At 33.8% G+C, this 25,702-nt stretch carries 23 protein-coding genes, 1 tRNA gene and 1 other annotated feature; of the genes, 3 read left to right on the top strand and 21 right to left on the bottom strand.

Going from position 1 to position 25,702, the window contains the following annotated elements; genetic code table 11:
- Positions 1–31 precede the first annotated feature (31 nt).
- The 3 genes from A9CBEGH2_RS01915 to A9CBEGH2_RS01905 form a co-directional block, all read right to left on the bottom strand.
- Positions 32–2,656 carry a valine--tRNA ligase gene (locus tag A9CBEGH2_RS01915; RefSeq protein WP_118361142.1) on the bottom strand — a complete coding sequence of 875 codons (2,625 nt, stop codon included), beginning with the start codon at positions 2,654–2,656 and terminating at the stop codon, positions 32–34.
- Positions 2,640–3,197, bottom strand: coding sequence for a GNAT family N-acetyltransferase (locus tag A9CBEGH2_RS01910; RefSeq protein ID WP_118361144.1), 558 nt, complete (start codon positions 3,195–3,197; stop codon positions 2,640–2,642). Before A9CBEGH2_RS01910 ends, A9CBEGH2_RS01915 begins: the two co-directional genes overlap by 17 nt.
- 27 nt (positions 3,198–3,224) lie before the next feature.
- Positions 3,225–3,434, bottom strand: a binding site (T-box leader).
- Between the two features lie 115 nt (positions 3,435–3,549).
- Positions 3,550–4,128, bottom strand: coding sequence for a LysM peptidoglycan-binding domain-containing protein (locus tag A9CBEGH2_RS01905; RefSeq protein WP_115714556.1), 579 nt, complete (start codon positions 4,126–4,128; stop codon positions 3,550–3,552).
- A gap of 88 nt (positions 4,129–4,216) precedes the next feature.
- Here A9CBEGH2_RS01905 and A9CBEGH2_RS01900 point away from each other — a divergent pair, with 88 nt between their 5' ends.
- On the top strand, positions 4,217–4,852 hold the full coding sequence (locus A9CBEGH2_RS01900; RefSeq protein ID WP_118361146.1) for a hypothetical protein: 636 nt from the start codon (positions 4,217–4,219) through the stop codon (positions 4,850–4,852).
- 44 nt (positions 4,853–4,896) lie between these two features.
- On the opposite strand, the gene yihA is transcribed toward A9CBEGH2_RS01900, so the two are convergent.
- From yihA to hpf, 6 genes are all read right to left on the bottom strand, one after another.
- Positions 4,897–5,487, bottom strand: a complete 591-nt coding sequence (gene yihA, locus A9CBEGH2_RS01895) for a ribosome biogenesis GTP-binding protein YihA/YsxC (protein ID WP_118276723.1) — start codon at positions 5,485–5,487, stop codon at positions 4,897–4,899.
- Complete coding sequence (lon, locus tag A9CBEGH2_RS01890; protein ID WP_118361148.1) at positions 5,484–7,808, bottom strand: endopeptidase La; 2,325 nt, start codon at positions 7,806–7,808, stop codon at positions 5,484–5,486. The genes yihA and lon overlap by 4 nt, the downstream gene beginning before the upstream one ends.
- Positions 7,809–7,868: 60 nt before the next feature.
- Complete coding sequence (gene tig / locus A9CBEGH2_RS01885) at positions 7,869–9,146, bottom strand: trigger factor (RefSeq protein WP_163104171.1); 1,278 nt, start codon at positions 9,144–9,146, stop codon at positions 7,869–7,871.
- 39 nt (positions 9,147–9,185) lie between these two features.
- Complete coding sequence (locus tag A9CBEGH2_RS01880) at positions 9,186–9,914, bottom strand: DUF3196 family protein (protein ID WP_118276726.1); 729 nt, start codon at positions 9,912–9,914, stop codon at positions 9,186–9,188.
- A gap of 176 nt (positions 9,915–10,090) precedes the next feature.
- Positions 10,091–10,167: transfer RNA gene (locus tag A9CBEGH2_RS01875), tRNA-Arg, on the bottom strand.
- Between the two features lie 120 nt (positions 10,168–10,287).
- Entirely contained in the window at positions 10,288–10,821 is a 534-nt protein-coding gene (gene hpf, locus A9CBEGH2_RS01870; RefSeq protein WP_115714550.1) for a ribosome hibernation-promoting factor, HPF/YfiA family, read from the bottom strand.
- A gap of 151 nt (positions 10,822–10,972) precedes the next feature.
- Here hpf and A9CBEGH2_RS01865 point away from each other — a divergent pair, with 151 nt between their 5' ends.
- Positions 10,973–11,377: a DUF1893 domain-containing protein gene (locus tag A9CBEGH2_RS01865; protein ID WP_118276786.1), complete on the top strand. Its 405-nt coding sequence runs from the start codon at positions 10,973–10,975 to the stop codon at positions 11,375–11,377.
- 31 nt (positions 11,378–11,408) lie between these two features.
- Here A9CBEGH2_RS01865 and A9CBEGH2_RS01860 read toward each other — a convergent pair whose 3' ends face one another.
- From A9CBEGH2_RS01860 to A9CBEGH2_RS01850, 3 genes are all read right to left on the bottom strand, one after another.
- Positions 11,409–11,597 (bottom strand): hypothetical protein, encoded by a 189-nt coding sequence (locus A9CBEGH2_RS01860; RefSeq protein ID WP_163104084.1) that lies wholly within the window; start codon positions 11,595–11,597, stop codon positions 11,409–11,411.
- A gap of 268 nt (positions 11,598–11,865) precedes the next feature.
- A complete protein-coding gene (locus A9CBEGH2_RS01855; protein WP_163104170.1) occupies positions 11,866–12,804 on the bottom strand; it encodes a dipeptidase in 939 nt (312 codons plus the stop codon).
- The gene (locus tag A9CBEGH2_RS01850; RefSeq protein WP_163104169.1) at positions 12,801–13,796 is read right to left on the bottom strand and encodes a zinc dependent phospholipase C family protein; all 996 of its coding nucleotides are present in this window, start codon (positions 13,794–13,796) and stop codon (positions 12,801–12,803) included. Before A9CBEGH2_RS01850 ends, A9CBEGH2_RS01855 begins: the two co-directional genes overlap by 4 nt.
- Positions 13,797–13,910: 114 nt before the next feature.
- Here A9CBEGH2_RS01850 and A9CBEGH2_RS01845 point away from each other — a divergent pair, with 114 nt between their 5' ends.
- Positions 13,911–14,513, top strand: a complete 603-nt coding sequence (locus A9CBEGH2_RS01845) for a peptidoglycan-binding domain-containing protein (protein WP_163104168.1) — start codon at positions 13,911–13,913, stop codon at positions 14,511–14,513.
- Here the strand turns inward: A9CBEGH2_RS01845 and A9CBEGH2_RS01840 are convergent, their stop codons facing one another.
- The 9 genes from A9CBEGH2_RS01840 to A9CBEGH2_RS01800 form a co-directional block, all read right to left on the bottom strand.
- Entirely contained in the window at positions 14,514–16,364 is a 1,851-nt protein-coding gene (locus tag A9CBEGH2_RS01840) for a YgiQ family radical SAM protein (protein WP_163104167.1), read from the bottom strand. It lies immediately after the preceding gene.
- Between the two features lie 235 nt (positions 16,365–16,599).
- Positions 16,600–17,520, bottom strand: coding sequence for a CorA family divalent cation transporter (locus tag A9CBEGH2_RS01835; RefSeq protein ID WP_118361160.1), 921 nt, complete (start codon positions 17,518–17,520; stop codon positions 16,600–16,602).
- 12 nt (positions 17,521–17,532) lie between these two features.
- On the bottom strand, positions 17,533–18,990 hold the full coding sequence (locus A9CBEGH2_RS01830) for a DUF2779 domain-containing protein (RefSeq protein ID WP_163104166.1): 1,458 nt from the start codon (positions 18,988–18,990) through the stop codon (positions 17,533–17,535).
- A gap of 34 nt (positions 18,991–19,024) precedes the next feature.
- Positions 19,025–19,990: a helix-turn-helix transcriptional regulator gene (locus A9CBEGH2_RS01825; protein WP_115714541.1), complete on the bottom strand. Its 966-nt coding sequence runs from the start codon at positions 19,988–19,990 to the stop codon at positions 19,025–19,027.
- 12 nt (positions 19,991–20,002) lie between these two features.
- On the bottom strand, positions 20,003–20,359 hold the full coding sequence (locus tag A9CBEGH2_RS01820; protein ID WP_163104165.1) for an ankyrin repeat domain-containing protein: 357 nt from the start codon (positions 20,357–20,359) through the stop codon (positions 20,003–20,005).
- Positions 20,360–20,495: 136 nt separating this feature from the next.
- Positions 20,496–21,077: a hypothetical protein gene (locus A9CBEGH2_RS01815; protein ID WP_163104164.1), complete on the bottom strand. Its 582-nt coding sequence runs from the start codon at positions 21,075–21,077 to the stop codon at positions 20,496–20,498.
- Between the two features lie 70 nt (positions 21,078–21,147).
- A complete protein-coding gene (locus A9CBEGH2_RS01810) occupies positions 21,148–22,509 on the bottom strand; it encodes an MATE family efflux transporter (RefSeq protein WP_118361166.1) in 1,362 nt (453 codons plus the stop codon).
- Between the two features lie 70 nt (positions 22,510–22,579).
- Positions 22,580–23,518, bottom strand: coding sequence for a Gfo/Idh/MocA family protein (locus A9CBEGH2_RS01805; protein WP_163104163.1), 939 nt, complete (start codon positions 23,516–23,518; stop codon positions 22,580–22,582).
- A gap of 110 nt (positions 23,519–23,628) precedes the next feature.
- Positions 23,629–25,701: a sensor histidine kinase gene (locus A9CBEGH2_RS01800; RefSeq protein WP_163104162.1), complete on the bottom strand. Its 2,073-nt coding sequence runs from the start codon at positions 25,699–25,701 to the stop codon at positions 23,629–23,631.
- Position 25,702: the final 1 nt, after the last annotated feature.

Raw genomic sequence — 25,702 nt, 5'->3', positions numbered from 1 at the left:
AACAGCATCTTATCTTCCTTTTTATCATGTTTTATACTTTCTTTTTCATATCTTCTAATTGTTTTTCAACAATTGCATACTGCGAACGATAGCCTTCTAATTTTTCTCTTTCTGCATTTACTTTTGCTTCCGGGGCTTTATTTACAAAGTTAGGATTACTTAGCATTCCTTCCCCACGTTTAATTTCTCCTGTTAAACGTTTTAATTCTTTGCTAAGTTTTTCTATTTCTTCTTCTACATTAATAATGGAAGCTAATGGCACACTTAATGTTCCATTTAAAATTGGACGAACTGCCATTTCTTCTTCTGTTGTTTCACTTACCCAGCTTGCATGGCACATTTTCATAAGAATTGCATTAATACTTTCATCACATGGCACAAGTTCATCTTTTTCATTTTTGATGATGACCTGAATATCCATACTAGGTTTTAAGTTATAATCTACTTTTAAAGCACGTACTGCCTCGATCATTGTAATCAGCTGTTTTACAGAAGTCATTTCTTCTTCGCTCATCTCAACAGGAGCAGCAGTTGGCCAAGTTTCTAAATTGATACTGTCTTTTTCATGTGGAATGCTTAAATACAATTCTTCTGTTACAAATGGCATAAATGGATGCAGCATACGTACAATACCACTTAATACTGTAATCAAAGTAGATTTTGCTGCACTGCGAACAACTTCATCTTCGCTGTTTAAACCAGCTTTGCTTAATTCAATATACCAGGAACAGAAATCATCCCAAATAAAACCATACAACTCATTACCAACTAATGCATATTCATATTTTTCCATGTTTTCTGTTACATTTTTTAACACTTCATTGAAACGAGCTAAAATCCATTTATCAATCATAGATGCATGACTTAAATCGATATCATCAACCTGCATATCTTCCCCACACTGCATTAGCGCAAAACGAGAAGCATTCCAGATTTTATTTATGAAGTTCCAGCTAGATTCCACTTTTTCATCAGAGAAACGTAAATCCTGTCCTGGTGTAGAGTTTGTTGTCAAGAAGAAACGCAAAGCATCTACTCCATATTTATCGATAACATCCATAGGGTCAATTCCATTACCTAAAGATTTACTCATTTTTCTTCCTTGCGGATCACGTACCAATCCATGAATCAAGACATCTTTAAATGGACGGTTTTTCATACAGTAACGTGTCTGGAATGCCATACGTGCTACCCAGAAGAAGATAATGTCATATCCTGTAACTAACAAATCATTTGGGAAATAACGCTGTAAGTCTTCACTGTTTTCCGGCCATCCTAAAGTTGAAAAAGGCCATAAAGCACTTGAGAACCATGTATCCAATACATCTTCATCCTGTATCCAGTTTTCAATATCTTTTGGATCATCCATTCCTACATAAATCTCACCTGTTTCTTTATGATACCATGCAGGAATACGATGTCCCCACCAAAGCTGACGGGAAATACACCAGTCTTCAATAACGTCTAGCCACTGATGGAATGTCTTTTCAAAACGTTTTGGATAGAAGTTAATTTTCTGATCTTCAATTTCCTGATTTTTTAACACTTCTTCTGCCAGTGGTTTCATCTTTACAAACCATTGTTTTGATAAATAAGGCTCTACAATAACTCCTGTACGTTCCGAATGTCCTACCTGATGCATATGTTTTTCAATATGATCGACAACACCTGCTTTTTCAAAATCTTCTACTAAAGCTTTACGGCATGCGAAACGATCCATTCCTTCATATTTTCCACACATTTCATTCATCGTACCATCTGGATGCATACAAATCGGCATAGGTAAATTGTATTTTTTTGCCAACATGAAATCGTTAGGATCATGTGCTGGTGTACACTTCATAACTGCTGTACCAAAATCCATATCAATGTAATCATCTGCCATAATAGGAAGTTCTTCTCCATTGGCAGGATTAATCGCATGCATTCCTATAATATCTTTATATCGTTCATCATCAGGATGTACGAAAATTGCCTGGTCTGCAAACATTGTTTCTGGACGTGTTGTCGCAACAACAAGCTCCTGTCCTGTTTCTACCACTTTATATTTAAAGTGATACATTGCACCTTCAATTTCTTTATGAATAACTTCAATATTAGATAAAGCTGTTTTGGCTTCAGGATCCCAGTTAATGATGCGTTCTCCCTGATAAATCAAACCATCATTGTATAAGTCAACAAACACTTTTCGAACTGCATGTGATAAACCATCATCCAGTGTAAAACGCTCTCTTGTATAATCTAATGACAACCCCATTTTTGCCCATTGTTTACGAATGGTAGAAGCATATTCTTCTTTCCAGTCCCAAGCTGCTTCCAAAAATTTCTCACGACCGATATCATAACGGGAAACACCCTGCTCTTTTAAACGTGCATCAACTTTTGCCTGTGTCGCAATTCCTGCATGATCCATTCCCGGAAGCCATAACATATCATAGCCCTGCAAACGTTTATAACGAGCTACGATATCCTGCAAAGTCGTATCCCATGCATGTCCTAAGTGCAACTTCCCTGTTACATTTGGTGGTGGAATTACAACACAAAAAGGATCTTTACTTTTATCTCCTGCTGTAAAATAACCATTTTCAACCCAGGTTTTATAATGTTCCTGCTCTACTGTATTGTGATCATATTTCGCATCAAGTGTTTTTCTCATTTTGTTTCCTCCATTCTTTTTCACTTAATCGTTCTATCCACATATCGTACATTTTCCCATTTGATAGAATTTCTTTAACACATGTAATGTACTGAAACCCTAAAGATTCTAATAAAAATATGCAGTTTTTATTTTCTTTTCTCACTTTCACATACACATTTTGATATTTTAAGAAGGTATAGACATGCTGCAGCATCTTCATCAAAGCCTCTTTCATATATCCTTGTTTCCAGTAAGCTGGATGAAGAAGCATTTCCACAAAAAGGCATTGTTGTTCTTCATATAAACGAAGATGTCCAATTACCTTGCCGCTTTGTTTTTGTTCCATGACCCAGCATTGAAATAAACTTTTTTCAATATAGGGAAGATACTCTTCATATAAAAGATTCCATGTCTGATCAATATTTTGCTGCTGTTCTAAATCAAGAAATTCTCTTGTTTCTTCCATGGAAAGGTATGCATATATATCACATACATCTTCTTCCTCTAACCCTCTTAAATAAAGACGATCTGTTTCAACAAAAGGCATCTGTTTAATCATAAGACTCTCCTAACAAAAAAACGTCCTGTAAAGGACGTTATCAACGTGGTACCACCTTATTTCACATGAATCTACTTCATGCCTTATATCCTTAACGCTGGATGCCTGCGAATATTCCTACTATTTTCAGAATACCTACTCCAAGACTACCTTCCATTTCCTGTGATACTTTCTTACACCAGCCGAAAGTTCTCTTTGCTCACTCAGAAACGTACTCCTTCTCTTCACCGTATGTACCTGTATATTATAAACAAAACTATTTTTCTTTTCAACTATTTATTTTTGATGAAACTTAAAAACACAGATTTCTCTGTGCTTTGTAATATTATAGAATGATCTTTCAAAATATCTGTTATGGAAGTATTAACAAACTCTTAGGAACGATCTCTTTGTCATGATTATAAGTTCTTAATTTTGAAACATCTACATTATAACGTTGTGCAATCGTATCATATGTGTCATCGATTTTCGCCACAACCATGCGATAGGAAGTACAAGTGCAATCTGCATCTTCAAATAAATCTTCAAATTCTGCCACTTCATCATGTTCATTTTCTAAAACTTCTGTTTCTTCTTGGGGTTCATCAACATCACATGTTTTTTCTTCTTTTAACCCTTCTGCCATAATTGTAAGATACAAAAGAAGAGCTCCATCATGTACTTCACCTTTTACCTCTTGTATTCGCAAAGTAAATGCAATATCACCACTTAATTTATGAGAAGGTGCCAGTACATCCATATCTAATGTCTCATGAATCTCTTGCGTATTTCCATCTGCATCTATATAATTTCCACTTACATACATAGGGCCTTTCGCACGAATCCCCTGTTCTGTCTGCATATAAGATAATTGTTCATTCGCCTGTATAGAGATGAGTTGTTTTATTTTTGGTGTAAAGAAAAACTGTTTTTCTATCATCATTGTTTTCATGTTCCATCCTCCCAGTATCAATATATATGACAAAAAATATGTAAATATGATAGAATAAGTGAGAAAAAATAGAAATGAGGAGTATACAATGATAAAAATCGAGCGTACAAGTGTAATGAACTTTGAAAATGCGATTCGTGGAGCTAGAAATCCAATGAACAGCTGGAATCGCATGGATTCTAGTTATGATGAAAATGGAAATTTCATCTTCGGAGAAAATGATTTAAATTTAGCCTTACGTTTAGTAGGAGCTGGAACAGATCATCGAAAATTTATTCGACAAATATTTGTAACTGTTGATTTTACAGCACCGCTATACTGGTGGAAAGAATATGATACCTATAAAGTCGCAACCGTTGCAAACTCTACAAGTACAATGCATAAGATTGCAAGCAAGCCATTTGAACTAGATGACTGTTCTTATGACCATATGAATCAGAAAGCCTTAGCTTGTTTAGAAAATGTATTATATGTATTAGAAGAATTGCGTTTGGAATATTTAGAAACAAAGAACAAAGAAACCTGGTACAGTATGATTCAACTTCTTCCAAGCAGTTATAATCAGATGCGTACTTGTACATTAAATTACGAAACATTATTAAACATTTATTTTGCAAGAAGACATCACAAACTAGATGAATGGCATACTGTATGTGACTGGATCAAATCACTTCCTTACATGAACAAATTTATTGAGGTAATTGATAATAAATCAGCAAATTAACCAAAAAAGACAGATCAAATATTTGAAATCTGTCTTTTTTCATATTAAGATTCAAAGATAGGAATTAAATAATCCCAAATAGGTTCCATTCCTTCTTTTCTCTCACTGGAAAAAGGAAACAATGGTTCATCCTCTCTCATATCTAAGACTCTTCTAATTTCTTTTAACTGCTTATGTTTCTGTGATGGTTTAACTTTATCCATTTTTGTCGCAACTACACAAATAGGAATTTCATAATAACGAGCAAACTCCATCATGGTTATATCATCTTCTGTTGGCTTATGTCTTGCATCCACAAGTAAAACCATTCCTTTTTTTTGTTTTCGCTGTGAAAAATAGTCTTCCATCATCTGTCCAAACTTCAACAGCTGGGTTTTTGATATTTTAGCGTATCCATATCCTGGAACATCAACAAACATATATTTATCATCTAAATTGAAAAAGTTTAACAGTCTTGTTTTCCCAGGAGAATTTCCTACATATGCAAGTTTCTTTCTTCCGCACATCGTATTGATAAAACTGCTTTTACCTACATTACTTCTACCAGCCAATACAACTTCCGGCAGATCTGTATCTGGCCAGCTTTTCTTATCAGGTGCAGAAATTACAAGCTCTGCTTTTTGAAAAGTAATCATTTTACTAATGCTGCATCCAGTACTTGAGAAATTTTCTCTGCCGGTATAAAGGTAACAGCATCTTTTACTGCCTGTGGAACATCATCAAGATCTTTCACATTTGCTTTTGGAATCACAATAGTAGAAATACCACAGCGATGTGCAGCCATTGATTTTTCTTTTAAGCCACCAATTGGAAGCACGTTTCCACGTAATGTTACTTCTCCAGTCATTGCCAAGTCAGCTTTTACAGGAGTCCCTGTAAACAAAGATACAAGAGCTGTAGTCAAAGTAACCCCAGCACTTGGCCCATCTTTTGGCACCGCCCCTTCAGGAACATGAATATGCACATCCGTCTTATCAAAGACCTCTGGTTTTATCTTGAATTTTTTCGCATTTGCACGAACATAATCATAAGCTATGGAAGCAGATTCTTTCATCACATCTCCAAGCTGTCCAGTAATTACAAGTTTTCCTTTACCTTCAAACTGTGTAACTTCAATTTGTAAAACATCTCCACCAAAAGAAGTATAGGCAAGACCTGTTACTGTACCTACCTGATCTTTCTTTTCACGTTTTCCATATTCAAATTTTTCATGTCCAAGCCATGTATTTATCAATTTCTTCGTTACCTTTATAGAACGTTTTCCATCTTTTAAGATAGCTAAAACGCTCTTTCTGCAAACAGTTGCGATCACACGTTCTAACTGACGCACACCACTTTCTCTTGTATAGTAGCGAATCAGATAGCTAATCATGTCATCCTCTATTTTTAACTGCGATGATTTTAAGCCATTTTCATTCATCTGTTTAGGAACTAAGTGACGTTTTGCGATTTCAATTTTCTCAAGTTCTGTATAACTGGAAAGTTCGATGATTTCCAAACGATCACGCAATGCATTTGGAATGTTCTCCAAATAGTTTGCAGTTGCAATAAACATAACCTTGCTTAAATCATAAGTTTCTTCAATATAGTGATCTGAGAACATAGCATTTTGTTCAGGATCTAATACTTCCAGCATCGCACTTGCAGGATCACCTTTATAATCGCTTGCCATTTTATCAATTTCATCAATTAAAAATACTGGATTTATCGTACCGGCTTTTTTCATAGCCTGAATGAAACGTCCTGGCATACTTCCTAAATAGGTTCTGCGATGTCCTCGGATTTCAGACTCATCTTTTACCCCACCTAATGAAATTTTAACAAATTTGCGATTTAATGCTTTCGCAACAGATTTTGCAAGTGAGGTTTTCCCTACTCCTGGAGGACCTACCAAACAAATAATAGGAGCTCTTAAAGAATTTGTCATTTGTTTAACAGCAAGATATTCCAAAATACGTTCTTTTACTTTTTCTAATCCATAATGATCAGCATCTAAAATATCACTAGCTTCTTGAAGATTTTCATTATCTTTGCTTTCCTGCCACCAAGGAAGATCCATTACCCAGTCAATATAAGTTTTGATGACTCCTGTTTCTCCACTTGCTGCTGGCAACATTTCATAACGACTTAATTCTTCTTTAACTTTCTTTTTGATATTTTCCGGATAAGGATTTTCATCTAAACGTTTACGTATTTCATCTGCATCCTTATCTGCTTCCGCAACATCGCCAAGCTCTTCTTTAATAGCGCGCATTTTTTCACGAAGATAATATTCTTTCTGGTTTTCTTCAATACGATTTTTTACTTTATCGTTAATTTTATTTTCAATAACAGAAAGTTCCTTTTCACTTTCCATTTCCTGTAAAATCAAAATCAAACGATCATTAACACCAAATGTTTCTAATATTGTCTGACGTTTTTCAATTGAAAATGGAAAGATTTGTGCAATCTGGTCTGACAATCTTGCTGCACTCACACCTTTTGCAAGTTCATTGATCATTTCTTTAGGAATATTTTGAGATACTGCCTCAATTTCTTCAAACTGTCTGGCAATTTTACGTACCAAAGCAACCTCTTCTAAATGATCTTGTTCTATATCCTGCACAACTTCTGCAGTAACACTCATCATTTCATCATCATTAATTATCGTATGCAGTTTTACACGCTGCAAACCTTTAAATTTTACGCGCAGATACCCATCCATACGACGTATATGACGAATTTGACATAAAGTTCCAAAGGAATATAAATCGTTGATTTCCGGTGCTTCTACAGCCAAATCGCGCTGTGCTACCAGAACCACCTGACTATCGAATTTCTCCTGCGCCTCATCAACTGCACGGGTTGATTTTTCTCTTCCAACATCAATAATTACATCTTGATCCGGAAATACGATAACTCCACGCGTACATACTAACGGAAGTTGTACAATTGGATTTGCATCTTTTTCACTCATGTTTAACTACACTCCTTTCATAAGCCAAAAAAGACGCGCTTAGCGTCTTTTAAGACCACACTACTTACCTGCGGATTCTTCAATCAATTCCAATGCTTTACGGATACGTAAATCGTAAGCAATTGCATCACGTGAAATTAATTGTTTTACCTGTTCAGCAGGCATGCTGTACATATTCGCAATTCTTTCCACTTCAGCATCTACATCCGCATCTTCAATTGCAAGTTTTTCTTCAACTGCGACTGCTTCTAATACTAAACGAACTTTTACTCTGCTTTCAGCATCGTTTCTCATTTCTCCACGAATCATTTCATCGTTTTGTCCTGTAATCTGTTTGAACTGATCCAAAGAGAATCCCTGTGACTGAATACGCTGTTCAAATTCACGTACCAGATTATCTGTTTCATCTTCGATCATAACTTCAGGAATTTCTACTTCAGAAGCTTCTACAACAGCAGTTAATACATCATTTTCAAATTTCTGCTGTGCTGCTCTTTCTTTACTTTCCTGCAAGTTTTTACGTGCATATTCTTTATAAGCATCTAAAGTTTCAACATCTTTGATTTCTGCCTGTTTGATCAATTCATCATTTGCTTCAGGAAGAACTTTCGCTTTAATATCATGTACAGTTACTTTGAATACTGCTTCCTGTCCAGCCAATTCTTCTGCCTGATATTCTTCAGGGAAAGTAACATTGATTTCTTTTGTTTCTTCGCTCTTCATTCCTACAAGCTGTTCTTCAAATCCAGGAATAAATGATCCACTTCCGATAACTAATGGATAAGCTTCACCTTTTCCACCTTCAAAAGCAACACCATCTTTAAATCCTTCAAAATCGATAACTGCTGTATCTCCGTTTTCAACGCATCCTTCTTCTTTTACAACAAGTTCAGCGAAACGATCCTGTAAACGAGAAATTTCAGCATTTACATCTTCATCAGTTACATTTACTTCTTCTTTTTTAATATCTAACCCTTTATAAGCTCCCAGTTTTACTTCTGGTTTTACAGTTACAGTAAATTTAAAAGTAACTTTTTCTTCATCAATGCTATCGATTCCAAGTTCTGGACGAGCAACTAACTGAAGATTGTGCTCTTCAACTCCAGCGCTCAAAGCTTCTCCAGCAACTTCATCAATTGCTTCCATTAATATATGCTGTGTACTGATTTGTTTTCTAACTAATGATTCAGGAGCATGTCCTTTACGGAACCCAGGTAAATTTACATTTTTTGCAAGCTTTTTAAATGTTTTTTCCTGTGCTTTTTTCCAAGTTTCACCTTCTACAGTCGTTGTTAATTCACCAGTTGATTTTTCTTTTAATTCCCATGTTGAACTCATGTTCATACCTCCTACATACCAAGTATCGTATCACATGTCCTAAACGTCATGCTTACTTAATAATAATTCATAACCATAACTTTGCGCAAGCCCTTTTTCATTTAGAAACGCCATCAAACCTTCTTTGTCTTCATTTGCCTTAAATACATAACAGGCAATATCTACTGCCAAATCAAATGCTTCATCTTCTTCAATTGTAAATGGAAGTCGAAGGTAAGCTTCTTTGATCAAAGACTCTACACACATCATTGTAAAAGTTGGATTATCACTTTCAAACCACTCCTGCAAATAAGAAACAGCTTTTTCAACTCCATCACTTTCCTGCGGCATTTCAACAAAACACGGAGTAAAGGTTACTTCCAGTCCATCCATCTCGGTTGTAAACTCTTCACTTATATTTTGTTCCATCATCGCCTCAATCAAACAGGATCGTACAAAATAATGTGTATTCCCTTTCAAATAAGAACGAATCTCATCCAAATGGTTACGAATATTACTTTTCTTTAACTGTTCAACCGCAAGAAACTGCTCTTCCAAAGAACCATGAAGAAGTTCTCCAATTTCTTCCTCTCCATAACTTCTTGCTTTTCTGCTCTCATTTATTTGAGAGCGGCAATCATTATATAAGGAAATCAGTCGATCTTCATACGCTTTTGGAATATAGGGCATCGAAAGTTCTTCTTCTAAAATACAAAAAGCATTTTGAATATCATTTTCTGCGATTAGCTGCTCCACTTTATTTAGAATATCCTCATAATACGTATCCATGGTATCTCCTTTACGATTAAACACAAAATAATATAGCATATTCTTTGTTTATAATCAATTAAAACCTCTTTATATAAAGCTTTTCTATAAATTTTATAAACCTGTCACACAATCTTTTTTGTATTCTTTAAAAAGCAATAATAAAAAACCCGCATATCTGCAGGTGATTTATTAGATGGCGTCCACGAAGGGATTCGAACCCCTGACCGTGCGCTTAGAAGGCGCATGCTCTATCCAACTGAGCTACGTGGACATAACACATTTCTTAGTGCCAAATAATAATAACAAATATTCTATAGAATTTCAACTCTAATTTTATATTTTTTTCAAAAAAAGCAGGAAGACTTTCTTTAGAAGCCTTCCTAAATTTAAATTATTCTGTTTCAATCAAGCCATAACCGCCATCATGACGTTTATAAACAACAGCGATTTCTTTTGTTTCATCATCACGATAGATAAAGAAATTATGATTTAGCATTTCCATACGCATAATTGCTTCATCAAGTTCCATCGTATCTGCAACAATAGATTTTGTTTTAACTAATTCATCTCCCTCATCACCATTATCTAACACTTCTGCTTCTTCTATAAATGCATAAGCTAATTTTTCTTTGTGTTTTCTAGTTAAACGTGTTTTTTGACGACGAATCTGATCTTCTAATTTATCAATTGCCAAGTCAATAGCTGCATACAAGTCATCATGCACAACTTCTGTACGAAGAACCGCATATTTGGTTGGAATCGTAACCTCTATTTTCTGTTTGTTTGGATAAACTCTAACAACCACATTGGCAATAACGTTTTCATCAATCATAAAATACTTTTCAAGATGATTTAACTTCTTCTCAATTTTTTCAGCAATCGCTGGTGTTACTGTAATATTTTTTCCGTAGATCTGGACTTTCATATAAAATCCCTCCTTGTTTGTTTCTATACCTATATTATACGCAAAAATTTTATATTAAACAGTCTATCAATTCGTATCAATATGTGATAAACTGGATAGTGTAAGGGCGATGAAAATCCATCGCTTTTTTCTATAAGAGGAACAAGAAATTATGGATAGAAAATACAAACTATTACAAGATGAAAAACTCAGCTGTATCATTTATAAAAAAGAGCAAGTATACACAGCAAAAACAAGTGGAATCAAACCCATCATGGAATTTCTGGAAGAAGGTATTTTAGAAAATGCCTTTGTTGTAGATAAAGTTATCGGGAAAGCTGCTGCAATGTTAATGGTCTATGGACAGGTAAAAGAAATATATACGCCACTCATCTCTACACCTGCCTTATCACTCCTTCAGCAAAACAATATTCCTGTAACCTACGAAAAAGAAGTTCCTTATATCATCAATCGTAAAAAAGATGGTATGTGTATCATGGAAAAAGCTGTATTGAATTGTAACAACGTGAAAGAAGCTTATCATATACTAAAAGAAAAATTAGAACATTTGTCTTAAGGATCACTCCCTGTGATTCTTTTTCTATTTTTTATCCTATGTTTTTTTCAAGTTCTTTGAAGAATAACTCCTGTAGTTTCGATAAAACGTTATGTTCTTTCCAAATAATGCGCATAGAAGATTGTATGACAGGTGTAATTGGTCGAAAACATAAAGTACTGTTATCTCCAGTATCAATTAGCTTATCAAAACCAAGCGCACATCCAACACCTTCTCGCAATTGCTACTGGTGCAGTTGTAAATAAGGATGTAGCAAAAAACACGATAGTAGGTGGTGTTCCTGCATCATTCATAAAACATATTGAAGTAAAAACTGCAAAAGATAAATAAGGCTATGCTTTGAAATGAAACTAAAACCAAAATAGGAGATAACACAAAACTCTGTGTATCTCCCATAATGTATCCCCTGCCTGCAAAGGATAGGGGTTTTCTTATTCTATAAATATTAAAATTTATCTACTTTTATTAAAGTTGTATTTTCCTTTTATTTATAAATATCTATTAAAATAAGCAACTGAATTTTCATAAGCTATTGCTTGTATTTCTTCTTTCTTAAATTTGTGAAGTTCTAACTCCTTTACAAAATTCTGTGCCTGTGTACAATCTTTTAGCCCTTTACAATAGCCATGATATTCATCATAAAAATCCATAAAATCAAAGCCGCAGGCAATACCATCCACATTTCCTCTAAAATCTTTTATCCATTTCACATGATTCACAAGGTGTTCACAATCCCTTTCTTCTACATGTTCACTAATAAATGCAGGTGCACTATTCATCCCTATTAATCCACCTCTATCCAAAATAGCTTCTGCTTGTTGTTTCCATAAATTTCGTGGATGATTGCATAAATCACGAATATTAGAGTGTGTCGCAATAACATGTGCATCTTTATAAGACATAATATCCCAAAATGTTTTTTCATTTGTATGAGATACATCGATGATCATATTTAAAGAAATCATTTCTTCAACAACTTCTCTACCTAATGGATGCAGTCCATGTTCTAAATTTCCCTTGACTCCTGTAGCCAAATCATTTTCATCATTCCAGCACAAAGAGGCAAGACGAACTCCCTGCGCATACATCCAGCGAATCTTTTCTCTAGGTTCATCGTGAATTCCACACATTCCCTCTACACTCATAATAGCTTTCACATTTCCTGTATCTTTTTCTAAATCTTCTCTAGTTAATACAAGGTCTACAGCATCACAGTCATCAATTTCTTTTCTGGTAGAAGAAATCATATCTTTCATTTCATCCCATGTTTCTTTACCTTCAAAAAAACTTGCCATACATATAAAAGCGATTTCTCCTTTATGAAACTTTTCTACATGATAATTCTTAATAACATCTTTTGTGATTTTTTGTTTCTTTTTCTGAATAATGTCATATCCTATATCTGCATGCAAATCAAAAAGCCTCATTTCGTATCCTCCCGCTGTTTCTCAAAAATGATATTAAAATAGCGCATTTCCTTATTTTCTTTCATACCTCTTGTATATGTCTGATCATCAATAATATGCAGCAAATGATGAATTCCTGCTTTTCCCTGCAGGATCCAATTTGCCATTTTGATTACCTTTGATGCCGTAATAATCGCATCATCATACAGATCCAAAAACGATGCTGTACTTGTGATTTTATCATCACAGGGATGTTTCCACTCTTTTCTTTCTTCATTTAGAATATCCAGCTGATCTATTTCTTTATTTCTTACAATATTACCAGAAAGCTGCCATTCCTTATGCAAAATCTTTTCCACTCCATGGATACAGGCATATTTTATACAGCCAGGATCATATAGAAATTTTTGAACCTCATACCATGTATCAAGCGTTTCTCTTATATCATGAACTTTCAAATCTACATGATAGACTTCTCGAGATACCGCTACATAAATACGGGCAATTGCCTGCAGCATATTTACATCATATTCGCAAAGTTTATAGTAAGGATATTCTTTTATTGTTAAATCTCTTTTTTTCTCCAGTAATCTTGCGTCAATAATAGATTCTAGACGATGATGGAATGAAGAGTTTTTTTTCTTTCCTTTTCCAGTAAAATAATATATATAAGGGTGTGCTGTTTTATCCAGGGCCCAATGACATAGATGTCCAAACAAATACACGATCATTCTTTCCTGAATTTCTTTATTTGTCTGCTTTTGTATACTGTGCATAGCACATTCATAAAAATCATTGATATGCTCATTATGCATACGACTGCCTAAACGATTTAGCTCATGACTTTTATATACATCCCATGGCATCAAATGTGAAAAAAACAAAAAATCGGATCCTTGACTACCGATATAATATAGTTCTAAATTACGTTTGATCATACACTTTAATTGTGTATCATTTAGTGCATGATACACATCTTCCGCAAATAATTTATGAGTAATGATATTTGGCATATAACCTCACTCCTTCTTTATCAAGTAGTATAGCACTTTTTTTATATTATCTCTATACAGATAGGCAACTATACCAGTTCCTCTTTTATTTTTTTCATAACTTAATATAGGGAGGTGGCAACAATCGCAACCGCTTATCTTCAATTCATAACCTTACTGCAAGGAAAACCATCCTATTTAGAAAATATTCGTATACGTATTTTCCGTAAAGAAAAAGAAATACTTGTATATGAAGATTTTGATGTAAGCGATACTTGTGGTAAAAGCAGTTTATTTCCTCTTTATACACCAGAAGAAAAAAATCATACATTCTACTATCAGGCACAAATATCTTTTCCAGATTATCAAACTATTTTTATAGATAAAATTTATCTGCAACCTAACAAATATGTTTATATCCCTGTAGAAATGATACCTCTTTCTCCCACAACAAATTCTAAATATACATTTATGCCATTATATGATCAGACGATATATGAAAATAATAAAATTAAAGAAAAAATCTTAACACTACAAAAAAGACTGAATTTTCTTAGAACATACTATCCTTCTATCCTGCCTGTAAAAAATGATGGTATTTTTAAAACAAACACCAAAAATTCTATCATCTCTTTTGAACAGCTTCTTGGTTTAGAAGAAGATGGCATATTAAGTGAAACTATTTGGAATCTTACAGAAGAAATGGTAAGGGAATTAAAAGAGGAAGAAAGCAGATAATTATGCTTTTCTTCCTCTTTTGTACTCTGATTTTTTATTTCCATTGAAATTGTTTTTAGAATATCCATTTCCTTTTCGATAAGGAATTAAACATTTCGATGAGTTTCCAACCAAATCCAAACGTCCTGCTTTTTTCAAAGCTTTGTATACCAAATCGTAATTTTTCGGATATGTAAACTGCATCAAAGCTCTTTGCATAGCTTTTTCTTCGTATGTTTTCGCAACATATACTGGTCGCATTGTTTTTGGATCTAGCCCTGTGTAATACATACAAGTTGCCGGTGTACCTGGTGTAGGGTAAAAATCCTGTACCTGTTTTGGCGTATAATGAATTTTTTTCAAATAGCACGCAAGTTCGATTGCGGCATTTAAATCACTTCCAGGATGAGAACTCATCAAGTAAGGAACGATAAACTGTTTCATTCCAAATTCTTCATTTTTTTGTTTAAATTTATCAACAAATTTCAAATACAGCTCTTTTCTAGGTTTTCCCATTTTATCCAATACAGCAGCACTGATATGCTCTGGGGCAACCTTTAGCTGTCCACTAATATGATATTTTACAAGTTCATCAAAAAACTCATCACTTTTATCATACATTAAATAATCGTATCGAATTCCTGAACGGATAAATACTTTTTTGATATTTGGAAGACTTCTTACAGCTCTAAGCATATCCAAATAGTGACTGTGGTCAACGATTAAATTATTACATGGTTTTGGATGTAAACATTCTTTGTTTTTACAAGCACCAAATTCACGCTGCTTGTTGCAGGCTTCTTTGGAAAAGTTTGCACTTGGTCCTCCAACATCATGAATGTACCCTTTAAAGTTTGGCAGTTTCGTAATTGATTTTGCCTCTTCTACAACACTTTCTACACTTCTTGATGAAATAACTCTTCCCTGATGATGTGTAATAGCACAAAAAGCACAAGAACCAAAACATCCTCTATTTGATACAATAGAAAACTGTACCTCTTCTATCGCAGGTATATATTTATATTTTGGATGGAAAGTACGCTCATATGGTAAAGAGTATGTAAAATCCATTTCATCCTGTGTTAGTGGCAAAGGTGGCTGATTTTGAACTACATACCATCCATCATATGGTTCTACCAATATTTTTGCCGCAATAGCATCAATATTTTCATGTTGTATATGAAAACTTTTCGCATAAGTATACTTGTCATTTTTAACTTCTTCAAACGAAGGAAGCATAATATAATCACTTAAATATTCTAAACTTTTTGTTTTCCACACAGTTCCACGAATATAACATAAATCTTTTGCCTCTAAACCACTGTTTAAGGCATCTGCCACTTCCACAATGGTGTTTTCTCCCATCCCATACATTAACAAATCAGCCTGGGAATCCATCAAAATACTTCGTCTTACTTTATCATCCCAATAATCATAATGAGAAAGACGTCGTAAACTAGCTTCAATCCCTCCAATTAAGACAGGTTTATTTGGAAATAATCTTTTTAAGATTTGTGTATATACAGTTGTAGGACGATCTGGTCTTTTCCCCATGATTCCTTCATCGCTATATGCATCGTGATCTCTTCTTCTTTTATTAACAGAATAATGATTTACCATAGAATCAATATTTCCAGCAGATACTAAAAACCCCAATCTAGGTTCTCCAAACTGTAAAAATTCTTCATCCTTATGCCAGTCTGGCTGTGCCAGTATCGCACAGCTATATCCATATGCCTGCAGCACTCTGGTAATGATTGCACATCCAAAAGAAGGATGATCCACATAGGCATCTCCATTCACATATACAAAATCAACTTGTTCAAATCCCTGTTCCAGCATTTCTTCTCTTGTTGTAGGTAAAAAAGCCATCGTTTGTCCTCCTTTATTTGTGCTATTATCGTACCATACTTTTCTTTCATGTAAAGAAAAACTTTCATAAAAAAAGAACCCTGACAGGGCTCTGGAAGTCAGATGATAATGGTTGTAAAAGAATAGAAGAAAATACATAGATGCATTTCTTTTGTTAGGACTATCTAACTTCACACATAGTATATACAAAAAGTTAGTCTTTGTCAACATTTTTGTTTTATTTTTTTATACAGCTTTATAACAGTTTTTTCCTTTTTAGGTACAACAATAAACAACCTACAACACTAACAGATAAAAGAATAACGAAGAGATAACCATATTTCCATGTTACTTCCGGCATAGAGGTAAAATTCATGCCATACCATCCAACAATTAATGTCAAAGGCAAAAAGATAACTGTTACAACCGTAAAAACATACATTGTCTGATTTAATTTATAATCCTGCTGAAACTGGAATTCTTCTTTTAACTGTTCAATATATTCCTCCATCATGCGTACTCTTTCTTCTATTCGTACAGCTTTATCCTTTGCGATTTTTAACTGATGCAGATGTTCTGTGTGAAAAAATGTATTTTCATCCTCCAGCAAATTTTCACATACATCCAAAATCTGTTCCATAAAATGTGACATACGAAGCATAAGACGCCTGTATTCTCGAAATTCACTTGCTATTCCACGATCAAAGGAACTTATCTTCTCATCAAAAGCTGTCATTTCATTTTCAACCTCATCCAGTTGCCTCTCAACATGAAAAAGTACATATTCTAAAACCGCACGCAGTGTTTTCTCTAGAGTGCATACACCAGGATCCAGCTGAAGGATTTCTTTTTGAAGTTCCTGTAAACATGTTTCATCATCACATACAATAAGAAGCGTATGCAAGACAATATAAAAACTTATCTTAGGAGTATCTTGTTTGTATTTTGTAAATAGATACAAAATACCAAACACATATCCATAATAAGTATCTACTTTATTTACTTTTTTATCATCTGATTGTCCCAGTACTTCCTTAATCGTGTTCTTTGAAAACAAATGCATTTGTTTCTGCATGTATATAAGATCTTCACTTTTACAAAATCCAACAAGTAAATTTGTTGTATCCTTTTGCCATTCACAAGGCATCCAAGTATCTTTTGCTGTATAAAACATCATATTTTCCCTTCTTTACTTTACCAAATCTTTTAAAGCATGATAAATGATGTATTCGGCATAAGTATCCATAGCACAATACTCATATAATGCCTGATAAAGTTCTTCTTTTCTTTCTTTTTGAGACGTTTCATATTCTCTCCAGCATTGTACAGCTTCCATACCATGAGATACACTTAAGCTTTCATATGTATAATCAGAAAAAATAGGAACCAGTTTTTTTAATGAATACATCCCTTCCATACGAAGATCGTAAATATTCCCACTAGAAAAAGGCAAAGACAAGTCAACCATACGTTCCCATATTTGTTGAAGTTCATCTTTATATTGAGGAAATTGTTTTGCAAGCTGTATCAAGCGAAGTTTTTCTGCCCCCTCCATATTATAAACCAAAATACTTCCTTCTTTTGGAAGGTCGTTAATCAAATGACGAATAAAATCTTCTCGACAATCTTTTTCACCAATAAAACCTCGCTGTTCTAAATCCCCATTTTCTTTTTCTATATGCAAAGAATATTGAAATGTTAAGACATCAAAGGGTTTCATTCCTTTATAAGGAGGATAGGCAAGAGTTTCCCATTCAAAATCCAAATAAGAAATAGGATAGTGAATATGTTCCTTCATCCATATACGAATTGCTCCTTTATCAATGAAAAGCCCATTATTCCTATCAGCCATGATTTGTGCAAATTGAAATCTTGTTCCCTCAATACGATCAACATCTGCATCTTGTAATCTTGTTCTTCCTTCCTCAAACATTTCTAACTTATGGGAAGACTGTACCAAATGCATAATAGAATTAGAAGGCAACGTTTCTGGAAAACATTGTTCATAATATGCACATTTTCCTCCTCTTGTACATACAGCTGTTCTTTTTGTTTCAATCTTTTCCTGTATATCAAGTTTACGCAAAGCTTCCAGCAATGGTAAAAGATCTCTAGTATATTCTGCAATCAAATCTTTAATGCATCCATGCGGATGATTCTTCGAATTAAACAGATGATCATTCACAACTAGTAATTTTCTTACATCCAAAGTTTCTTCACGGATATAGTCAGCATTTAAATGAATTGCATATACTTCATCTACTTTAATATCACATTTTCCAAGTACGCTTAACGTATCCGCCATCATTTGTGCTTCACTTTCTTTTGGATAGCAGTTTACAAAAGGAAAATATACTTGTACGCGTTCTTCCTCCTGCAGTAGAATAGGAACTTTTACACGAAGGTCTTCATAGGAAAAACGTGCATTGACTAAATTTTTCTTATTTTTAAAAGCTTCTATCGCAAGTTCTTTAGGATCATTAGGCTGTCCTGTAAACACATTTTGTATCATTAACAATTCTATGGATAAAGCAATAATATCTTCATTATATGTAATATAGGGGACAAATTCCTTCTCTACTCGTTTGGATAACCAGTATTGTTTTGGACATCTTTCCAGCTTTTTAAAATCACTGATATGATACATATTCTTCTCCACACTTTCTATTTTCACAAGACAATTATAGCACACTTCTATTTTCATTCTGATACATTCCAGCCATATCTTGTACGATTTTTAAAATTTCTTTCTTTAATTCTGCTGGTTTTAAAATTCGTACATGATTTCCTAAAGACAGTAAAAACTGCATTGTTGGGATTTTACCTTCCATAATTGCCTGATAATGCAAAGTATTTTCATCTATCCATTCCATAACGACATCATAACCTGCAGGTTTCTCACTGACAAGCAAGGCACTTTCTTTATAAATATGCAAATCAAGCTTATAGTATTCATTTTTCATAAGACCCATTTGTCCTATATGATCTTTTATATGAAAAGAAGGATCTCTTTGAAAAGAAGCTTCCAATATTCTTAAATCCTGCATACGTTCTTCACTAAACTTAAATTTACGAAAATCTTTTGCTTTTAAAGAATACCCCAGGCAATAATAACTCCCCTTATCATTTAACAATTCGTATGGATGCACACGAACAGATGAAAAGCTATTGGCATGCATACTTTTATAAAGAATAGAAATCACGCGATGATCATCTCTGGCCATTTCCATACGCTGAATCATATCTTTTATATGTTTGCTTACATGAACCCCTTTGGTTTCCATATAAAAACCTTTTTCCTTTGAACTTATTGCAGTGGAAGCCAAAAGCTTATCACAGGCATTTTCAAATTCAGAATATAAAAGAAAATCACCATGGCTTTTCAAGTAACTTTGTGCTTCTTTTACTGCCTGCAATTCATCTTTACGCAAAGAAACAACTGGAAAAAGAGAATTAGGCAGCAAACGATATCCGCCATATTTCCCTGTCGTACTTTCAATACGATATCCTGCTTCTTCCAGTTCTTTCCTATATTCTGATATATTTCGTATATTCGTTTCTAACAATTGTGCAAGTTCTTCTTTTGTTAAAAAGCCTCTTGCCTTTAACAGAAGAAGCATTCGAATACAGTTTGCACTTTTTCCCATAAGTTTTCCTTTCTAGGCTAAAACAGTTTTTGTCTTTAAAGGAGAATAACGACTTGGATAGGATCCATATTTTCCATCAATCTTCTCCATTTTAGGAACAACTCCAAGATATGCCAATGGAAAAACCATTTCTCCAATACCGCGATCCAAAGCAAATCCAAGAGCTTCTTCCAGCCCTATAGCACCTGCTTCGATCAATGTCATAACGGTATCTAAATTTCGCATATAAATGGCATGCTGCAAAATAGGATAACCATTAAAAATCCAATTGGGATCTGCTCCTTCCCTTAAAACCTCTACAAGCAGATTATGGTCATCATTCCATACTGCATTTAATAATTGTGTAGCCAATTTTCTTTCACTCATCATAAAGCTCATCCTCTCTGTTTACAGCTCTATGATAAAACGTATTCTTACATTATTTATGTAAGAATATAAATATTTTACATCTTTTTTTAATTTTTGTATAGAAAAAGCCAGAGATAAACATACTCTCTGGCAAAAACTAACGATTACCCATGGAAGAATCTGTATTTCCATTCGTATCATTTGTCATATTATCGTTATTATTGTTTCCACTCATGTTATTGGTAGCATCATAACGATAAGCATCAAAAGCATTCAATGCTTCATCAATTTTCGCAGATGGATCATATAAGAATAAGTAATTTCCATTTACTCTTGCATTGTATTCCATTTCTTTTCCTGTAATACTAACTTTTACTTTTCCATTATTTCTAGCTTGTTCCATGATTTTTTTCATATTTTCATCGTCTTCTTTTACACGATATAAATATGCATTTTTTCCATCGATGGTAAAGGAACGACCTTCATGAGCCGCAAACTCCATATTGTCAAGTGTCTGCATATTTTCATATTTAATATTTTTCTGTGTGAAGAAATCCATCACATTATCAATGGAATCCTGTACAGCTTGCCCACTATCTTCTACTGCATTACGAATATCTTTTCCTACATTTGAATTGGACATATCATTTCCTGTCGTCCCTTTGTCATTCATACTGCAGCCACCTAAAAATGTTAAACTAAGGAAAACAGCCGCAAGCATTTGTTTACTAGTTTTCATTATCAATTCCTCCTGACATCACTAGTATTCACACCCTGATAAACTTTATACATTTAATATAAAAAACCAGCTATGCCTCAACTGGTTTTTTTAAATATGCTGGATTTTTTGCCTTTATGACAAACCATAAAAACAAAACAATTCCTTTCAAAATTGAACTCACTGTAATAGCCCACCAGATTCCATTTAGTCCAATAAACTGGCTGAATACATATGCCAATGGAATACGTATTGCGGTTAATGTAACACTTACAAAAGAGGGAGGAAGTGTTTTTCCTAATCCATTAAAACAACCTGCCGCTGCATATTCCAGACACATAAATGCCTGTGATATCGCAAGTATACGAAGATAATCCACCCCTAATGGCAATACCTGTTCATCATTTAAAAAGATATGGAAAATAGCTTGCGGGAAGAAAAATAACAGACACGTTGTAAAAACACCCCAGCCAAGCATAACACCTACCGATACATGAAAGCCTTGTTTAATACGTTCAGACTTCCCTGCACCATAATTTTGTGCCACAAAACTGTTTAAAGCAGCTGCATATCCTTCTGCACTCATCCAGGAAATAGATTCTATTTGCGAACCAATTTTTTGTACCGCAACAGCTCCATCTCCCCATCCGGCAATCATTCTTGCGATAAACATAGAGATACTGGAAAACAGCATACTTTGCAAAGCTGTAGGAAGTCCAATCATAAAGATTTCTTTTCCCTGTTTCGTATGAAAATTGGAGAATACATGTACCTCATGAAAAACAAGTGTATCTTTTCGAATAGAAAAAAGAAACAATATAAATACCATAAACTGTGCAAATACTGTTGCGATTGCAGCACCGCTTACACCCATAGGTGGAATAAAACCAAATCCAAAAATAAACAAAGGATCTAAAACAATATTTAACACCAAACCAATAGCAGTAACCTGAAAGGAAATACGGCTATTTCCCATAGCTGTCATGATTCCTGTAAGAATCTGATTCATAAAAGAAAATATAACAAGCCCGCAGGTAATCATCAAATAAATACGGGCATCCTCAATTACTTTTGCACTATTTAAATGAAAAAAAGCTATCATTTGATGAGAAAAGACAATCGATAAAAAAGAAAAAATAATTGCGAAAGCGATTCCCATTTGAATCGCACTTTGTGCATACATGGAAGCATCCTTATGTTTTTGTGCCCCCAAAGATTGCCCTACTTTAATTTGTCCACCCATTTTTGCTAATGTAGCCAAACCATTTGACAACCACATAAACATACCGGCAGCCCCTACAGAAGCAACCGCATTTGCCCCAATACGTCCAATCCATATCATATCTGTAAGATTATATGCCATCTGAATGAAACTGGTTGCCATAATAGGCAGAGCCAATGCACTCAAAGCAGGTAATATTTTCCCTTCCAGTAAATTCACATATGTTTTCATATAACACCTCATTTAGGATTTTAGTATAACATAATCCTAAAAAAATGCATAAGAAAAAACATCATTCTTCTTATGCTGCATGTTTTCTTATCATTTCAATTACTTCTTGAATGTATTTGGCATCTTGTAAACTGTGATACACATTTTCATGCAAATGCTGTTTTACATCATCAATAAATGTTTGAATTTCTAATGTCATATCATCTCCATGAAAGGGATACTTTCTTTCAATCGTTTCCTTTTCTAAACGAATTGTATATTCACAGATACGATTATACATTGGAATATAAATTTCCCCTTTTTCCCCTTTAATAAGCGCATATCTTTCTTTTTCCTTATCGATTGCCCCTTCACCTGTTGCGATAATTCCATTATCAAAAGAAAGTTTCGTAAAAAAATTCATTTCAATTCCATTTTCAATCTGGATGTTTGACTCAACTTTCTTAATAGGACTATTTGCCAAATCAAGAAGAAACCCTAATACATAAGTTCCTATATCATTAAGAGCTCCTCCTTGCTTTTTATCAAACAAATAGGAATGCTTATCAATATCTTGATTGTCAGAACAAAAATTTGCATTTATAGAATGCACTTTTCCTAAGCATTTGATATCTTGTTTTAGTGACTGATATCCAATATTAAGTTTTGTCTTCAAGGCTTCCATGCAATAGCCATCATATTGTTTTACAGCTTCTATGATATCTTCTATGTCTTTACTACTCAATGCGATAGGTTTTTCTGCCAGTACAGCTTTATGATGTTGAAGTGCCTTTATAATCCATTCCTTATGATCAAAATGTGGAAGTGCAATATAAACAGCCTCAACATTTGGATCTTCCAATAGCTTTTCATAGTCATGATAAATTTTTACTGAAGGATGTTTTTGTACATAAGAATCATGATCCTGAATACTTTTAGAAGCAATTGCATATACTACACCATCACTATAAGTAATACTTTTCACAAATTTTCTTGCGATATTGCCAAAACCCAAAATTCCAAATTTCATTTAATTTCCTCCATAATATGTATACTAATATCGAATATTATAACGTACTTCATAAACAATTGATACACTGTAAAATGAAAAAGAACTCAACTTTGAGCCCTCTTTTTCATTTATTCTGTTTTTTCTACATGTTTAGGAAGAACTACGATTGCCTTGAATAAATCCCCATCTGTTTCAATTTTAAAGTTTCCATTTTGTGCTTCTGTAAAGCTTTTTACAATAGCCAGTCCTAATCCACTTCCACTTGTATGACGAGATTTATCTCCTCTTACAAAGCGCTCTACAATTTCTTCTGTATTAAAATTTAATTGTTCTTCTGATACATTTTTAAATTGAATTTCGACTTTTTCTTCCTTTTCTACAATATCAACGTATACGCGTGTAGATGGCATTGCATATTTCGCAATATTGGTAAATAGATTTTCAAAGATTCTAAATGTTTGTCCTCCATCCAGTTCTACCATAATGGGTGCACTCGAATTTTTAAGGATTGTAAGCTGTTTTTCATCTAAACACTCACTGCATTCTGCCTGCGCCTGTTCCAGTAATGCATTCATATCCAACTCCATGATATCTAAATGGATGTTTCCACTGTTAACTTTACTTACTTCAAATAAATCTTCAATCAACGTACTTAAGCGATTCGTATACTGCTGCAGCATGCCAACATATTCTTTTTTTGTCGGTTCATCTAAATTTTCCTGTTGTAATAATTCTACATAATTACGTATTCCAGTTAAAGGCGTCTTTAAATCATGGGATACATTTGTAATCAGCTCTGTTTTCATATTTTGTGATTTTGTTTCTTCTTTTACTGCTTTTTCAAAACCGCTGCGAATATTTTTGAATTCATCATTTAAAGAATTAAAGATTCCTACATCAAGATCATTATCTACATCAAAATTACCATTTGCAAGGGAATGCGCGGCTCCCTGTAAATTTAAATAATCCACCTGAATCGCTTCATATTTCTTCTTCATCCAAATAAAAATCGCTATACTGTAAATTAAAGCAGGAATAAAAGCTGCTCCCCATAAAACAGCGCAAACTATAATCGCAATAAAATTCACAAAAGTAATCTTAAAAAACCATTTATCCATCGGTGTTTTCATATCTACATTTGATATCATATCAACCGAATTCTTTAACTTCATAAACAGCATTCCTATAAGGGTATCTTCTTTTAAATAGCGAACAAAGCCGCAGGCAAAGATATATTTAATATAGAACAGCGTCATTGCGATAATAACAAGATTTAGTATCCATGTTAGCATGTTTATAATAAAGACTAAATTTGGTCTATAGCCAAAGCCATATTTTTCTAAAAACATACTTAATACACCACTTATGGAATAGCCACTTACCATTACAACACAGGCGGAAGCAAACATGATTGCGAAAGTGAACAGGAAGAAAGCAATTTCACCTTTTATATGAGAAGTCGATTTAAATGGCTGTACTTCCTTTACAATTTGAATTGGATAACATAAAAGGAAAAGCGCCAGTATTACGGATGATACTAGTAATGTCACTAAAACAAAGTTTCCTGACCCTTCATAACTGTAGTATCGTGAAGCAATATAGCCTGAATTTAACACCGGTTTTTCAGGCACTCTAAAGTATACCTCGATATTTTTAGGACATTGTAAATTGGCTTCTGCAAAAATCTCAGTCCCATTATCTAGAGTTACATCAGTTTGCAAATTGTAATAACTATCATTTAAAAAGTCAAAATTTGCCATATTGATTCTATCTTTAACTGAATAATTACCATCTTCATCAAATACAATATGCATAAAAAGCAAACTATCTTTTTTAAAATCAGGAATGTTTTTAGAAGATTGATTTGTGGAAATTGTCCCTGTTTTTGTATTTTTTATCCAGTAATCAAAGTTTTCATCATTATATAAATTCTGATAACCTTGATAATCTATCTGATCTAAAAATGCTTGTTCAACTTCTTTTTTCCCCATCTCTGAAGAACCTTCTTTAAACACCAAAGGCTCGTAAGATTTATCCAGTTTCTCTGATTCCTTTATTATAAAAGAGCGTACTTCATCATCTATACTACTTTCAAGGTATGCTGTATTTTGCTTAACCTCATCATAAATACTGCAGATCATAAAACTCATGACAAAAAGCAAGGCAGCAAATACACCTGCAAATATTGTTTTTTTCTTCATG

Origin of the sequence: Amedibacterium intestinale, from assembly GCF_010537335.1 — a bacterium.
Lineage (GTDB): Bacteria > Bacillota_I > Bacilli_A > Erysipelotrichales > Erysipelotrichaceae > Amedibacterium > Amedibacterium intestinale.
The sequence above is the reverse complement of the archived record's forward strand: the minus strand, read 5'-3'. Positions and strand labels throughout refer to the sequence as shown.